We start from the raw sequence: 14262 nt of genomic DNA, 5'->3' as shown, positions 1-14262 counted from the left end.
GTGTTCCTCCTTGTCATGATCAGACCGCTGAGGATGCGGTCGCCGACGCCTCGGCGCGCCGTCCCTTCAGGCTGGCGAGCGCCGCGATCAGTTCCTCCGCCCGGGCCCGGCCGGTGTGGTCCGCCATCACGCGCCGGCGCGCCGCATCGGCGATTTCGGCCAGGCGTCCGTCATCGGTTTCGGTGAGCGCCGCGACAACGGCTTCGCTGTCCGGTGCGAGAAGGATCGCTTCGCCGTCCGGCAGCAGTTCCTCCAGGCCGGGCCAGATATCGCTGATCACCGGCGTTCCGCAGGCGGCGGCCTCGAACAGCCGCACGCTCGGCGACCAGCCGGCGCGGACCATATCCTGGCGGGTGACGTTGAGAGTAAAACGCTGGCGGCTGTAGAAATCGGCATGCTCGGCTGGCGGCACGTGTTCGATCCGCTCCACATTGTCCGGCCAGTCGATCGATGCGGGATATTGTGCGCCGGCAACGACGAATTTCTTCTCCGGCAGTCTTCGCGCCGGTTCGATCAGCAGGCGTTCAAGCACCGGTTGGCGGTCATCGCTATAGGTGCCGAGATAGCCGAGATCCCATTGCCGCGGCGCGCCCGTCGGCCGATAGAGATCGGGATCGACCGAGCAGTAGAGCGCTTCGGCGCGCTGTGCGCGGTAATCGGTTTCCAGACGCTCCAGATTGGCCCCGCCCGAGAAGGAGAAATAGATGTCGAACAGCGGCACCTGGTCGCGGGTGATGTATTCCTCATTGTCCTCCTGAAGACGCCGTAGGGTAACCGGCGTGTCGATATCGTAGAAGCACAGCCGTTCGGGTTGCAGGGCGGCAACCGCCGCGATCACCTCCGCCCCGTGTGGCACGTAGGAGCCGATAATGACCGCATCGGCCCGCCGGATCGCGTGGCCATGGCGGTCGACGAGGTCCTGGGGCGTGTCGAAGTAGTCGAGCTCGCAGAAATCGGGATGGGGCATATCCCGGTTGGCCGAAAACCACGGGCGCTCGCATTCCAGGAACAGGGTCCGGTGGCCGAGCGCGCGGGCGCCGCGCAGCAGCGAGCGGAAGGTCGTGGCATGGCCATTGCCCCAGGATGAGGAAAGCGTCATGCCGATGACGACGATGGTCATGGGCGTATCGGTTGCGGGGCTGGTCATGCGGCGTTTTCCTTTGCCTTGAAGTGGTCGCGAAATGCGCGATCGACGATTTCGGCGCGGTCGGCATAGGTGTGGTCGCGCAGCACCCGCTGCATCGCCGCCCTGCCGATCGCGCGGGACCGGTCATGGTCAAGGCCGGCCAGCAGTTCGGCAACGTCGCGGCCGTCGCGCGCCACCAGTATTTCCTTTTCCGGTTCCAGGAACATCTCGATCCCTTTCCAGTCGTCGGTGATCAGGCAGGCACCCGCGCCGGCGGCCTCGAACACCCGCGTCGCCGGCGAGAACCCGGTCTCTGCCATGCTGGCGCGGGCAATGTTGAGCACCGCCATGGGCGTGACATTGAAGGTGTTGTGATCGCCTGTCGGCACATGGCCGATAGCCCGCACATTCGACGGCATCGCCTTCGATTCCCAACCGGAGCCGCCGAGGATGAATTTCCTGTCCGGAAGGCTTTCCGCCGGTTCCAGCAGGAAATCTTCCACGCGCGCCTCGCGATCGGGCAGCCGGTTGCCGAGAAAGCCGAGATCGGCCTCGAAGCGCGGGTCTGGCGGAACGGGATGATGGGTGTCGGGATCGAGCGCGTTATAGACCGGCAGGCAGGCGCGCGCGCCGAGCCCGCGATAGGCGTCCACAACCGGATCACCGCCGCCATACGTGCAGACCATGTCGAGCGCCGGAAGCGATCTTCTGAGCGGATGGTCGGGCGCTGCAGCGAACTCGGCAAGCGTCGCTGGCGCGTCGACGTCCCAGAATATCTTCAGCGCGTCCTTGCGGGCCGAAAGCAGGAGGGACTCAAGCAGGGCGTCGTCCATAAAGCCGACGCCGCTTGCCTTGATCACCACATCAGCCGCGCTTGCCTTTGCCGCGGCCTCGCGCATGGCGGGCAGCGTTCCGGAATAGACGACGACATGGCACCAGTCCGGCGGTTCGATATCGCGGTGCGCCTGCCGATCCAAAACATCCGGCTCGTAGAAGGTGATATCGTGGCCAAGACCGGCAAGCGCCTTCAACAGGCCCCGGTAATAGGTCGCCGCGCCGTTCCAGTAGGACGACAGCAGGCTTGATCCGTAAAATGCGATCTTCATCTGGAAACTGCTCCTTCCGCGATCGCCGGCTGTTTGCCGCCGATCTGCTCGATGATGGTGAGAAGTTCGTCGACGCGATGTTCGCAGGTGTGGCGCGCCCTGATGGTTTCGTATCCGGATTTGACGAGCGATGTCGCGAGATCGGGATCGAGGAGGACGGCGCGGAGCTGACTGCGCATCTCGTCTCCGCTTTCCGCCTGCAGGTAATCCGTTCCCGGCCGGAACAGGCCCTCGGCATCGCGCCACGGCGCGCAGATCAGCGGAATACCGCTCGCCAGCGCCTCGAACACGCGAATGGTCGGGATTCCCGGAAGGGATTCCACATAGGGCCGGCGCGGAATATGCACCGTCACCCGGTGGCGCGCGAAGGCGAGCGGCACATCGGCATTGGCGATCCAGCCGCGATAGTCGAGCCGGGTCTTCGCCAGCGCCTCCAGCGCTTTGGGTGGGTAACGCACGCCATGCACGGTTCCGGTAAGGCCAAGCGCGCGCGCCGGTTCGATCAGGAATTCGCTGAGCTCGCTCGACCGCTCGTCATCGCCCCAATTGCCGATCCAGACGAGATTGCGCGAGGCGTCTTCGTCCGGCAGCGGGTGGAACAGCGCGGTGTCGGCCGCCTCGTGCCAGACGAAAACGCGACTGCCCCAGCCGGCCTTCAGGTATCGCTCCTTCAAGGTCGCGCCAAAGGCAAGCACGCCGTCATAGCCGTCGAGATCGAGGCCGGCGATTTCGGTTTCGGCCGAGACGGCGCGGTGATGGGTATCGTGAAACAGCAGGAGGAACTTGCCACCCTGCCGCCGCAGCCTTCCGAGCTTTGCGACCAGCGCCGGATCGGTCCATTCGTGAACCACCACGACATCGGCATCGCCGATCAGCGCTTCGTGGTCAGCATCATCGTCGTAAGTCTCGCTTTGATGATGCGGAAAGTGATCGTGAAAGCGAGCGAGCGCCGCCGGCCCCTGATCCGCAAGCAGGTTTTCTCGGCTCCAGCTCCCCTCTTTCTCAAGCGCCAGCGCCGTATGACCGCGCCGCATGAGCGCGCGCATGACGCCGCGCAGGAAGTGGGCGTTGCCGTGGTTCCAGTCGGAGACAAGCGAATGGGTGTAGAAGATAAAGCGCATATTACCTCACCGTCCGGCCGGCTCCGGCCGTGTTCAGGAGTTCCCGGTAGAGCGCCGTCATGGCGGCGGTCTGCGATTGCGGTGCGAAGTGAAGGCTTCGGTCCATCGCCCGGCTGGCGATCTGCTGCCGCAGAGGGGGATTGCCTGCCAGATGATTGATCGCATGGGCGAAGGCCTGCGGCTCGTGCGGATCCGCGAAGACCGCCGCGCCCTCCCATAATTCGCGGTAGGTCGGAATGTCGGCAAGCACCAGCGCCGCGCCTGAAGCCGCCGCTTCGAGCGCCGCGAGCCCGAAAGGCTCGTAGAGCGACGGCGAGGCAAAGATTGCCGCCTGCGCCATCAGCGCCATGGTCTCGTCGTAAGGCAGCGCGCCACGATTGATCGCGTGTTCGATCCCCGTTTCGCTGCCATCGGGGCCACGGGCGCTGCCGGCAAGCACCACCGGCCACCAGGCGCTGAGGGCTGCCTCATCCAGCGTCCGCGCATTCTTGGCTTCGTCCCACCACCGCCCGGCGGCGAAGACGAAGTTCTGCTTCGGCGCCGGGGCCGGCGCGGCGCAGAGCGCATTGTGGACAATCTTCAGGGCGACAATCTCGCCATAGGTCCTAAACAGTGCGGCGGCATGACTTCCGCTCGGCACGACCACGGCATCGGCATTGTCGAAACCGGTGCGGTTGAGGCGCCTGTGCCAGGCGAGCATGTCGTTTTCCTCGCCCGCGCACATCGCCTCGAACCATGTCGGCAGGCAGGAGTGGCTGACCGCCACGATCGGCACATCGACCTCGAGACTGGCAGCCTGCGTCGGCAGGTTGACCTGAACGATATGGGCATCGAACGCCTCGCGGGCCTCGGCGACCGCCTTGGGAACATCGGCCAACTCGTGCCCGTCAGTCACCATCCAGTCCAGCGGCATGTCGAACCAGCGCAACCGGCCGATGCGTTCGGCCTCGGCAACCTGCTCGGGCCGAGGCGCGGGTCCGAAGCCGGCGAAGCAAATTTCAACCCCGTTTTTCTTCAGCTGTTCGCCAAGCGCCACGGCATAGCGCCAGAGACCGCCGACCGCGTCGACCGTCATCAGTACCCGCAGCGGTTCGTCGTTCCCGTGCTGCGCAACGTTCGCCCCTTGGCCGGCCGCGCCATCGCGCTGGACCCAGACATCTCTCGGATCCTGTTTCATTCCGCGGCCCTCCGGCGCTGTTCACGGTCCCCGCCGGAAAACCGGTTTTCACGAAGCCAATCGGCGAGCGTGCGGATGCCCCGCCGCCATTCCGTCTGCGCCTGCCAGCCGGTTTCCTCGATCAGCCTGCGGGTGTCGGCAACGAAGTAAAGCTGATCGCCCTCGCGCCAGCCCTCGTGACGGACATCGACCGGATGACCGACGATGCGGCCGATTTCACGCAGCAACTGGAGAAGGCTCACCGCATTCTGCGAACCGCCGCCAAGGTTGAACACCCGTCCCGGCATCTTTTCGATCCGCGACAGGAGCAGGCGATAGGCGCGGACCGCGTCGCCAATTTCGAGAATGTCGCGAACCTGCTTGCCATCACCGAAGATGGTGATCGGTTCGCCGGAAAGCGCCTTAAGCAGAAAATGCGCGACCCAACCCTGATCCTCGGTTCCGAACTGCCGCTCGCCGTAGATGCAGCTCATTCGCAGCACGCCGGTCGGAATGCCGTGGCTGCGGGCATAGTCGAGCACATATTGATCTGCCGCGCCCTTCGAGCAGCCATAGGGCGTGTGGAAATCCAGCGGCCGCGTTTCCGCCACGCCGTGACGGCGCAGGATGTCGTCCAGCGGAGTGTAGCGCTCTTCCTCTTCGACAAGGCTGATGTCCTCAAGACTGCCATAGACCTTGTTCGTTGAGGAAAAGATCACCGGCGCGCGACGGCCTGACCGGCGAACGGCTTCCAGAACATTGATGGTGCCGCGTGCATTGATCTCGAAATCGTCGAGCGGATGGACGAGGCTCGTCGTTACCGCCGTCTGTCCGGCGAAATGAAACACCGCACTCGCGTCCGCAAACGCGTTTTCGATCGCCGGCAAGTCGCGCACATCTGCCAGGAACGGATGGGCGCGGTCGCCGTGCCGATCTTTCAGCCAATGCAGGTTCTGGTCCACGCCGAGCCGGCCCAGATTGTCGAGGATCACCACATCTTCGCCATCACAGAGCAGGCTATCTGCGAGATTGGCGCCGATGAAACCGCAGCCTCCGGTAATTACCACGGGGCGGATGCCTTCATTGATGGCAGGCGCTGGAAGGTCGGCAAATTCGGCAAGCCGTTGCGGACCGCCTTCCGTCAGCAGCCTCGCCAGGAGTTTCGGCCGATTGGAGCGGTCGACGACCCCGAGATGGTAGTGCCGCGGGTCGAACCAGTGCCCCTCCTGCACGGCGACGTCTCCCGGGATGTCGCGCCAGCCATACCAGTAGAGCCTGTCGGCGCTGGATTTCATGGTGTCGACGAAGTGGCGGACCTGCTCGAGTTCGCCGTTGCGCCATGTCGAATAGCCGGCCTCGGTGATCCAGATCGCCGCGTCTTGATTGTAGCGCTCGACGACGTTGCGCATCTCGCCCATATGATGGTCCCAGCCGGCCCAGGTGTTCTCCTCGCTCTCCCAGGTGCCGGGAAAACCGTGAAAGCCGACGGCATCGACAACGCCCAGCACGCCGCGCTCGCCCATCAGGTTCAGCCAATAGGGATCAAACGGGCTGGGGCCACCGAGAACCGTTTTCCAGCCGCGTTTCTGCGCCCAGTAGGCCGCGCCGCCGACCATCTCGCAGAACATCTGGAAGTCGGTGTCGAGCCGCCAGTCCCAGTCGAGCAGGTTGTTCGGCTCGTTCCACAGTTCGATATGCTCGAAGTGGCGGCCATAACGGGTCAGCACATGATCGACGAAATCGGCGTAAGCCTTCAAGTCATGCGGCGGACCGGAGGTCTTGCCGGTGCGCGACATCGACGGCGGCGTATAATGGATGCAGGGCAGAAGGTCGATCGCCGGGCCTATTTTCGGGATCAGCCAGTCGAACCATTCCTCGCCGCCCGGGGCGAGATATTCGGCCCAGGAAACATGGGTGCGCAGGAAGCTTGCGCCCGACTCGAGCAGGCCCGGAAGGGTCTCCTCAGCCCATTCATATTCACCCGGTCGGAACCATTCGACAAATCCGTAGGGTTTCTGGTGAAAGGGGCGCCCGCTCATGATACCAGCCCCCGCGATTCGAGTTCATGCCGCATCTGGCTGGCGTTGTCGACAACCGCCACGCTGCGGACCCAGGCCGTGAATTCGTCAAGCCCGTCTTCGAGGAAGCACTCGGGGGCAAAGCCGAGCAGGGATTGCGCCTTGGAAATATCCGCGAAGCAGTTGCGGATGTCCCCCTTGCGCACCTTGCCGAGGATCTCCGGCCGGATATCGGACCGCTCCATCGCTTCTGCCAGCAGTGTGGCGACGTCGGCCACGCGGTAGGCGCGGCCGCTGCCGATATTGATGACTTCGCCGCCAATGCCGGACGTTTCAAGCGCAAGACGGAAGGCCGTCGCCACATCGCCGACATGGACGAAGTCGCGGCGCTGTTCCCCGTCCTCGAAGATCAGCGGCGCTTCTCCGGTGGCAAGGCGGGAGGCGAAGTTCGCCAGAACGCCGGTATAGGGGTTGGAAAGCGCCTGCCCCATGCCGAACACGTTGAACAGCCGGAGAGCGACGGTCTCGACGCCATAGGCCTCGCCGAAGATCAACGCCTGGCGTTCCTGGGCGTATTTTGTCAGCGCGTAGATCGAGGCGAGGTCAACCGGCTTGGTCTCGTCGGTGGCGACCGGCCGCAGCGCTTCGCCGTCCGCAGCGCGCACTTCCCAATCGCCTGCCGCAATGTCGCCGGGCCTGCGCCGTGCGCTTGAGACATGCCTGCCTTCGCGATCCTCGTAGCGACCTTCGCCGTAGACGCTCATCGAGGAGGCGACCACCAGCTTGTTGATGTTCCGGCCGATCATGGCTTCCAGCAACACGGCCGTTCCGAGATCATTGGCGCCGACATAGCGCGCGATCTCGTACATCGATTGGCCAACCCCCACCTCGGCGGCGAGGTGAATGACGCCGTCAACATCCTCGAGCGCCTGATCGAGCGCGGCGCGGTCGCGGATATCGGCACGGACAAGTTCGGTCGCGTCGTCAAGGGTGACGGAACCGCCCTGATGAACCTGATCAATCAGAGCGTCATAGATCTTGACCTGATAGCCGTGGTTGACGAGTTCGTGGGAGAGATGCCGGCCGATGAAACCCGATCCGCCGGTAACAAGAATTTTCGCCATGGGTCACCTGCTGAAATACTTGATGCTTTTGGGTTTGAAATCGGGCTCCCAACTGCAAAGGCGGGTAATTGTTCCTGATGTATTTCGGACAGCTGAAACGGCCGGGGTTCTTCTTCTGGAACATTCGGGAAATCGCGCGGTTTGAAGAGCGCTTCGCCGCCGCTCCCGGCGCCAGAAAAAAACGCAAACCTCGGAGAAGAAGGCATGAACATCAGCCAGACAACAACGAGCCTCACCGCCTCCAGGCCGGCCACGACAAAGCCGCGTGTCGGTTTTCTGGGCACCGGCTGGATCGGCCAAAACCGGCTGAAAGCGATCGCGAACACGAAGCTGGTGGAGATCGCGGCGGTGGCCGATGCCAATGATAAAACGCTTGAGCAAGCGCATAAGCTTGCGCCGACGGGCATTGCGTGCAGCTCGCTTGACGAGCTTCTTGCCTGCGATCTCGATGCCGTGGTGATCGCCACGCCGAGCGCCAGCCATGCGCGCGAGGCTATCGCAGTGCTTGAGGCCGGCAAGGCCGCCTTCGTCCAGAAGCCGCTCGGACGGACAGCGGCCGAGACCGCCGACGTGATTGCGGCCGCGGAGCGGAACGACCGGCTTCTTGGCGTGGATTTTTCCTACCGCGCCACGGAAGGGCTGGAGGCGATAAGGCGGATGATCGCAGGCGGCGAACTCGGCCGCGTCTTTGCCGTCGACCTTGTCTTCCACAATGCTTACGGCCCGGACAAGGCCTGGTACTACGACAGGTCGCTTTCCGGGGGCGGCTGCGTCATCGACCTCGGCGTCCACCTCGTCGACACCGCGCTCTGGTGCCTTGGCTTTCCCGACGTGTGCTCCGTTCACGGCCGGCTGTTCCGGAATGGGGTTGCTCTCGCAAGAGGCTCGGACGAGGTTGAAGACTTCGCGATAGCCGATATTGACCTTGCCGGCGATGCGCGGGTCTCGCTGTCCTGCTCATGGAATGCCCATGCCGGAAAGGATGCCGAGATTTCCGCTCGGTTTCATGGCAGCGACGGCTCGGCTCTCTGGCGAAACATCGATGGCTCCTTCTTCGATTTCGCCACCGAGCGGCATCAGGGCACGAACCGTGCGATTGTCGGTGAAGAGCGCAGCGATTGGTCCGGAGGCATGGCCAGTTGCTTCGCCCGGCGCTTGTCGCAGGGCTGCAGCTTCGATCCGGACATTCGTCACGCTCTCGCCGTCGCTGACGTGCTGGACAGGATCTATGGCAGGTCTTGAGGTTTGGCGGCCTGGCTACGAACGGAGGCGTCGCAACGGGCTTTCGTCACCATGCGCGGGCCGGGAACCGCTCAGTCAGCGCCGAAAAGATCGCGGGTGAAGACCTTCTCCGCCACATCGTGGATTTCGCCTGTCATCCTGTTGGCAAGGATCAGTCCCGCTTCGCTTTTGAACGCTTCCAGATCCTGGAGCACGGGAGAATTGAAGTAGGCGCTGCTCTGCAGCGTTGGCTCGTAGATGACAACCGGTATGCCCTTGGCCTTGATCCGCTTCATGATGCCCTGAACGGAGGATTGGCGGAAATTGTCGGAGCCCGCCTTCATCACCAGCCGGTAGATGCCGACCGACTTCGGCTTCAGCGCGATGATGCGCTCGGCGATGAAATCCTTGCGGGTGGTATTGGCGTCAACGATGGCGCGGATAAGGTTCTGCGGCACCTCTGAATAATTGGCCAGAAGCTGCCTTGTGTCCTTCGGAAGACAGTAGCCGCCATAGCCGAAGGATGGATTGTTGTAATGGTCGCCAATGCGCGGATCGAGGCCGATGCCCTCGATGATCTGCCGCGAATCCATGCCATGGGTCACGGCATAGCTGTCGAGCTCGTTGAAATAGGCGACGCGCATGGCGAGATAGGTGTTGGCGAACAGCTTGATTGCCTCGGCCTCCGAGGCGCCGGTGTAGAGCACCGGAACATCCTTCCTCAGCGCGCCTTCGACCAGAAGGCCGACAAAGGTCTCCGCCCGGGCGGAACGCTCGCCGATGACGATGCGCGAAGGATTGAGGTTGTCGTAAAGCGCCCGCCCCTCGCGCAGGAATTCCGGCGAGAAGATGATGCGGTCGGTTTGAAAGGCCAGCCGCGCGCGGTCGGTAAAGCCAACCGGCACGGTCGATTTGATGACGATCGTGGCGGCGCTGCCCGAGGCCAGCACATCACTTATAACCTTGGTCACCGACGAGGTGTCGAAGTGGTTGGTCTCGGGATCGTAATTGGTCGGCGTGGCAACAATCACGAAATCGGCCTCGCGATAGGCGGCCGCCGCCTCCGTCGTCGCCTTCAGCCGCAGCGGCTTTTCCGCCAGATAGCGTTCGATCTCGGCGTCGCCGATCGGGCTCCTGCCGGCATTCAGCGCATCAACCCGCCCCGGATCGATATCGATGGCCACCACCTCATGGTTCTGCGCCAGCAGCACCGCGTTCGAAAGCCCGACATAGCCGATACCGGCAACCGCGATTTTCATGTTTCACTCCAGCTGTTTCAGTGATCTTGCCAGGATGGCGGCATCTGCAGGAACATCACTCGCCCCGACGCAGACAAAGCGCTGCATTGCCCCGGCTCCTCGTCCCGGTTCGGATGCTGCCAAACCCGGCGCCTGCCCAATTGTTCCCGCGCCGCAGGACCAGCAAGCACCAGACAGAGCGTCGGCTGGAACATTCCCAGCCCCCTGCAGTTGGGTGCAAAACAAGCCCAAGACGCAGGAACTGTGGATGGCGAGGCTGCGCGACGGAATCCGGAGCGCAGAAAGCTGCCTCCGCCTTCTGAAGGACCGAGGAAATCCGCCTAGCCGCGCGGGATTCTTCGGTCTCTGAGCCGCCGGCCCGCCAACCTAATGGAAATGACAACCGACACCGGGAGATCGACATGCCGCTCAAAGCAATTGCACTCAATGCAACACTGAAAGCGTCCAGCAACAAAGCCCCATCCTCGACCGATCGCATGCTTGAGGTCATCGCAGAAGCATTTTCGAAACACGGCGTCGAGATGGAAACGGTGCGCCTCGCAGACCACGACATAAAGCCGGGCGTGAGCGCCGACGAGGGCGAAGGCGACGCGTGGCCCGGCATCAGAGAGCGCATCCTTGACGCCGATATTCTCGTGATGGGCACGCCGATCTGGATGGGTCAGCCATCGAGCGTGAGCAAAAGAGCCCTGGAGCGCATGGATGCATTCCTGAGCGAAACCGACGACGCCGGTCGCATGCGAACCTTCGGCAAGGTCGCCCTTGTCGCCGTCGTCGGCAATGAGGACGGAGCACATCATGTGTCGGCGGAGGTCTACCAGGCGTTGAATGACGTGGGTTTCTCGATACCCGCCAACGCGGTCGCCTATTGGGTCGGCGAAGCGATGCAGTCCGTCAATTTCGTCGACTTGAAAGAGGAGCCTGCCAAAGTGCAGACAACCATCGATATGGCCGTCTCCAACTCCGTGCATCTGGCGAGGTTACTTGTCGATCACGCTTATCCTGAGCCGAGCTCCTAAAAGCATCTTCCCGAATTTAGGCACCCGCCAATGTCGGCCAACGATCTTGCAATCAGACTCGGTGCAGCCGCCCGTCAAGACGCGTCAAGAGACGGCACAGCCCGGCATCTCTTGGCACACAGACCCCGCGCGAGAATCGAACAGCCGCAGATCATTGGCACCTTTCAATTTTGTCGGGTTTGGTCATCGTCGCCTCGGTCCCTGCTGGTTTCGGCCCTTGGTGAGATGAACCGCTCCAACACGCGGACGGCTGTCACCAACAGGATGCCCAGGAAGAGCGCGGTAGACAACAAAATGTACTGTCCAGCCCCCGCCGCTATGCCAAGGGTGGCAGCGAGCCAGAGATTGGCGGCCGAAGTCAGATTATGCACTTCACCGCGTGAGAAAAAGATCGTTCCCGCCGCAATAAAGCCGATTGCCTGCGCCAATCCTTGAATGACACGGAGGGGATCGAGGCCGGCAATGCCACTTCCGGTATGCAAATCTTCGTACAGGAGGAGCGCCGACAAGGTAATGGCGGCAGAACTCAGTCCAACCAGTCCATGGGTCCGAATACCAGCGGAGATTCCCCGAAGCTCCCGATCGAGCCCTATGACGATACCGCAACTGGTGGCGGCAAGCAGACGGATGATGATTTCTGCTTCTGTCATTGCGGTTCCCTGATGTGGCGGCCTTATCAACGAAATTCCATGGTTGCCTCCCTCGGCCGGCCAGCCCGTAAATCGCGGAGAGGTCCTAGGACAAGAAAGGCCCCGCCGGTTAGCACCAGCGGCGGCCAAGCGCTATGCGCTACTTGGAAATCTGGAAATCAATCCCACCATCCTTCGTCAACGCTTTCCCTCTCTTCCAGCTGCTCTTCGGAGAGGCGCGTGACGTAGGCGTAGCTTTTATCGTCAACGGCGACGAGCTTCACGTCTTCCACTGGCAGCATCACATGCTTGTCGCCAATATCGAGAAATCCACCGACTTCGGCAACGATGCCGATCATTTTACCTTCGCGGTTGAGGATCACATCTTCGATTTCACCGATATCGTTCCATCCTGCACCGGCTTCGGTGTAGTATGTTTCGGTAGCCCAAGACCCTTCGTCGTAAGCCTCATTCATGGTGTAGATGGTGCCGCCAGTGATGTCGCGGGTCCGGATCAGGTTGGAGTAGTCGGTCATTTGAGCCAGAACTGGCGCAGAAATCAGAGCGGCTGCAGCGGTGGTCAGAAAAAGGCGTTTCATGGATTCCCTCCAAGCTAGTTTGCAAAATTATGACATGGTGCGATCCGTTGGCATCGCATCTGCCATTGCCCGCCCTATTCCACAGCTCAGGCTTTTGTTCCGGTTTTTTTCACAGTAGATCGGCCGTTTGGTCGAAAGCCGCTGAACTTTGTCACGTTTGTCCAAACAGTCTGATCCGGCAATTTCAGGATTCTGGAACTTGGATTCATCCTCTGTTCACGCTCGCGCCACGAGCGCGGGTAACCTGATAAGTCAGGCTCAGCATGCCGATCTGCAGAAAGTCGAGGGAAAGCTCCGTGCGCAATAGCGGATAGCTCGCGATCAGCAAAGTCGGCTCAACAGTCCGGCCTTGTCGAGCGCGCCGGCTAAAAATCGTTTTCCAGTGTCAGTTCGCCGATCTTCGCATGAAGGTTTTTGACATCGACGGCAGGCGCCGCATCTTCCTTGCGTCCATCACCGAAGACGTTCATCGCCCCTCGAGCAATTGATCTTTCCATTGCTTGATCTGATTGGCGTGAACGTCGCCTGGAATTAATGTTCACGGTCGTTCCGACGTTCCTATGGGGCATTGGTCGTTCGTTGTTCTGCGCCGAGGCACCTTGACACCCTAAACGTTTAGCATTATCAACATAACCATACTAAACGTTTATGACGCAGATAAACGTTGAGCTTGGGCGGAGGAAATGATGCGCAGGAAAACGATGCGTGACGTCAGCGTTGCCACGGGGCTTTCAACCTATACCGTTTCGCGCGCCCTTTCGGGAGCGGACGGCGTTTCGGCGGAATCCCGCGCGCATGTCCTCAAGGTTGCCCGCGAGATCGGCTATATTCCCAATCGCGCAGCGCAGGAGTTGCGGCGCGCCAACCGTGATTCCGTCGCCGTCATCACCGCCAGCACATCCAATTCCTACTATCTCGATCTGATGGAGGGCATCCACCACGCGCTCAGATCCACAGGACGCGCCGTCATCGTCGGCGATATCGCGATTGACGGCGTATACAGCGCCGAACTTGAAGATCAACTCATCCGACGCCTGATCGAATCGCGCACGGCGGGCGTGATCGCCACTCTGACGCTAAGGCCTGAAAACCTGAAGCTCCTTGACCAGTGGGACGTGCCGGTGGTCTTCGTCGACTCAGATCCGCCTGAAGGCGCCGGACATTATCCAAGCGTTACAACAAACAACTATGAGGCCAGCCTTACCGTCGGCGACCACATCGCCTCGCATGGCTATGGCAACTGGCTTCTTCTGATGTATCCGGATAAGTGGTCCACCCGCTTCGAACGCGAACGTGGCATACGGGACGCCGCCACAAGGCACGCGGCTGATCTGATCGTTATCGAATGCGAAAACAATGATCTCGCTGCGCAGGAGGCATTGACACGTCACCTCGAAGGAGCAGCCCGTCTGCCTGACGTGCTGATTGCCGGCAATAATCCGCTTCTGCTCGGCGCTCTCAAGTTCTGCCGCGAGAAGACAATCGGTATTCCCGGAGACATGGCTGTGGTCAGCTTTGACGATTTTGCCTGGGCGCCGCTGATGGATCCGCCGCTGACCGTTCTGGACGAGGACAGCAAATCCATCGGCAGTCGCGCCGCCGCAACGCTGACGGCCATCATCGAGCAGCAGATCGAAAGCGAGAAACGCGGCCGGTCCACGAAACCGGATTATAAACCCGAATACAGACAGCAGATGCCGGCACGACTTGTCGTACGGCGTTCGTGCGGCTGCACTTCTGACACAAGGGAGAGAAACTAGAAAACCGACCGGAGACCAGCCGGTTTCCAGGCCTCTAAAGGCAGCTAACCAATCCGCCGGACAATTCTCCACCTGCGTGCTGGAACACGCCGGAAGGGAAGCGTTTTGCCGGAAGCATCGCCGG

The 14262-nt window shown here is 61.8% G+C and carries 12 protein-coding genes and 1 pseudogene; 3 read left to right on the top strand and 10 right to left on the bottom strand.

Annotation, left to right across the window (positions count from 1 at the left end):
* Positions 1 to 19: 19 nt before the first annotated feature.
* Genes JET14_RS08475 through JET14_RS08450 form a run of 6 tightly spaced genes read right to left on the bottom strand, consistent with a single transcriptional unit; the run spans position 20 to position 7651 of the window.
* The gene (locus JET14_RS08475) at positions 20 to 1147 is read right to left on the bottom strand and encodes a CgeB family protein (protein WP_246750572.1); all 1128 of its coding nucleotides are present in this window, start codon (positions 1145 to 1147) and stop codon (positions 20 to 22) included.
* Complete coding sequence (locus JET14_RS08470; RefSeq protein WP_200337626.1) at positions 1144 to 2232, bottom strand: CgeB family protein; 1089 nt, start codon at positions 2230 to 2232, stop codon at positions 1144 to 1146. The genes JET14_RS08475 and JET14_RS08470 overlap by 4 nt, the downstream gene beginning before the upstream one ends.
* Complete coding sequence (locus tag JET14_RS08465) at positions 2229 to 3353, bottom strand: CgeB family protein (RefSeq protein WP_200337624.1); 1125 nt, start codon at positions 3351 to 3353, stop codon at positions 2229 to 2231. The genes JET14_RS08470 and JET14_RS08465 overlap by 4 nt, the downstream gene beginning before the upstream one ends.
* A gap of 1 nt (position 3354) precedes the next feature.
* On the bottom strand, positions 3355 to 4530 hold the full coding sequence (locus tag JET14_RS08460; RefSeq protein ID WP_246750571.1) for a glycosyltransferase family 4 protein: 1176 nt from the start codon (positions 4528 to 4530) through the stop codon (positions 3355 to 3357).
* On the bottom strand, positions 4527 to 6548 hold the full coding sequence (locus JET14_RS08455; RefSeq protein ID WP_200337623.1) for an NAD-dependent epimerase/dehydratase family protein: 2022 nt from the start codon (positions 6546 to 6548) through the stop codon (positions 4527 to 4529). Before JET14_RS08455 ends, JET14_RS08460 begins: the two co-directional genes overlap by 4 nt.
* Positions 6545 to 7651 carry an NAD-dependent epimerase/dehydratase family protein gene (locus JET14_RS08450; protein ID WP_200337622.1) on the bottom strand — a complete coding sequence of 369 codons (1107 nt, stop codon included), beginning with the start codon at positions 7649 to 7651 and terminating at the stop codon, positions 6545 to 6547. Before JET14_RS08450 ends, JET14_RS08455 begins: the two co-directional genes overlap by 4 nt.
* Before the next feature lie 204 nt (positions 7652 to 7855).
* Here JET14_RS08450 and JET14_RS08445 point away from each other — a divergent pair, with 204 nt between their 5' ends.
* Positions 7856 to 8893: a Gfo/Idh/MocA family protein gene (locus JET14_RS08445; RefSeq protein WP_200337621.1), complete on the top strand. Its 1038-nt coding sequence runs from the start codon at positions 7856 to 7858 to the stop codon at positions 8891 to 8893.
* A 71-nt stretch (positions 8894 to 8964) separates the two neighbouring features.
* Here the strand turns inward: JET14_RS08445 and JET14_RS08440 are convergent, their stop codons facing one another.
* A complete protein-coding gene (locus tag JET14_RS08440; protein WP_200337620.1) occupies positions 8965 to 10131 on the bottom strand; it encodes a nucleotide sugar dehydrogenase in 1167 nt (388 codons plus the stop codon).
* Positions 10132 to 10532: 401 nt separating this feature from the next.
* On the opposite strand from JET14_RS08440, the gene JET14_RS08435 reads away from it, so the two are divergent.
* Complete coding sequence (locus tag JET14_RS08435; RefSeq protein WP_200337619.1) at positions 10533 to 11150, top strand: flavodoxin family protein; 618 nt, start codon at positions 10533 to 10535, stop codon at positions 11148 to 11150.
* A gap of 164 nt (positions 11151 to 11314) precedes the next feature.
* On the opposite strand, the gene JET14_RS08430 is transcribed toward JET14_RS08435, so the two are convergent.
* The 3 genes and pseudogenes from JET14_RS08430 to JET14_RS08420 all read right to left on the bottom strand — a co-directional run.
* Positions 11315 to 11800 carry an MgtC/SapB family protein gene (locus JET14_RS08430; RefSeq protein ID WP_200337618.1) on the bottom strand — a complete coding sequence of 162 codons (486 nt, stop codon included), beginning with the start codon at positions 11798 to 11800 and terminating at the stop codon, positions 11315 to 11317.
* Between the two features lie 158 nt (positions 11801 to 11958).
* The gene (locus JET14_RS08425) at positions 11959 to 12378 is read right to left on the bottom strand and encodes a PRC-barrel domain-containing protein (protein ID WP_200337617.1); all 420 of its coding nucleotides are present in this window, start codon (positions 12376 to 12378) and stop codon (positions 11959 to 11961) included.
* A gap of 368 nt (positions 12379 to 12746) precedes the next feature.
* Positions 12747 to 12901: pseudogene (locus JET14_RS08420) on the bottom strand (IS3 family transposase); the annotation flags it as partial.
* A gap of 163 nt (positions 12902 to 13064) precedes the next feature.
* Here JET14_RS08420 and JET14_RS08415 point away from each other — a divergent pair.
* Positions 13065 to 14138, top strand: a complete 1074-nt coding sequence (locus JET14_RS08415; RefSeq protein WP_200337616.1) for a LacI family DNA-binding transcriptional regulator — start codon at positions 13065 to 13067, stop codon at positions 14136 to 14138.
* Positions 14139 to 14262 lie beyond the last annotated feature (124 nt).

This window comes from Martelella lutilitoris, from assembly GCF_016598595.1.
Classification (GTDB): domain Bacteria; phylum Pseudomonadota; class Alphaproteobacteria; order Rhizobiales; family Rhizobiaceae; genus Martelella; species Martelella lutilitoris_A.
This window is presented reverse-complemented; position numbering and strand designations above follow the sequence as displayed.

Bases quoted from the DNA above. Each gene is read 5' to 3' on its own strand.
- JET14_RS08465 (WP_200337624.1), bottom strand. From the start codon at position 3,353: ATGCGCTTTATCTTCTACACCCATTCGCTTGTCTCCGACTGGAACCAC.
- JET14_RS08455 (WP_200337623.1), bottom strand. From the start codon at position 6,548: ATGAGCGGGCGCCCCTTTCACCAGAAACCCTACGGATTTGTCGAATGG.
- JET14_RS08435 (WP_200337619.1), top strand. From the start codon at position 10,533: ATGCCGCTCAAAGCAATTGCACTCAATGCAACACTGAAAGCGTCCAGC.
- JET14_RS08475 (WP_246750572.1), bottom strand. From the start codon at position 1,147: ATGACCAGCCCCGCAACCGATACGCCCATGACCATCGTCGTCATCGGC.
- JET14_RS08425 (WP_200337617.1), bottom strand. From the start codon at position 12,378: ATGAAACGCCTTTTTCTGACCACCGCTGCAGCCGCTCTGATTTCTGCG.
- JET14_RS08460 (WP_246750571.1), bottom strand. From the start codon at position 4,530: ATGAAACAGGATCCGAGAGATGTCTGGGTCCAGCGCGATGGCGCGGCC.
- JET14_RS08440 (WP_200337620.1), bottom strand. From the start codon at position 10,131: ATGAAAATCGCGGTTGCCGGTATCGGCTATGTCGGGCTTTCGAACGCG.
- JET14_RS08415 (WP_200337616.1), top strand. From the start codon at position 13,065: ATGCGCAGGAAAACGATGCGTGACGTCAGCGTTGCCACGGGGCTTTCA.
- JET14_RS08430 (WP_200337618.1), bottom strand. From the start codon at position 11,800: ATGACAGAAGCAGAAATCATCATCCGTCTGCTTGCCGCCACCAGTTGC.
- JET14_RS08470 (WP_200337626.1), bottom strand. From the start codon at position 2,232: ATGAAGATCGCATTTTACGGATCAAGCCTGCTGTCGTCCTACTGGAAC.
- JET14_RS08450 (WP_200337622.1), bottom strand. From the start codon at position 7,651: ATGGCGAAAATTCTTGTTACCGGCGGATCGGGTTTCATCGGCCGGCAT.
- JET14_RS08445 (WP_200337621.1), top strand. From the start codon at position 7,856: ATGAACATCAGCCAGACAACAACGAGCCTCACCGCCTCCAGGCCGGCC.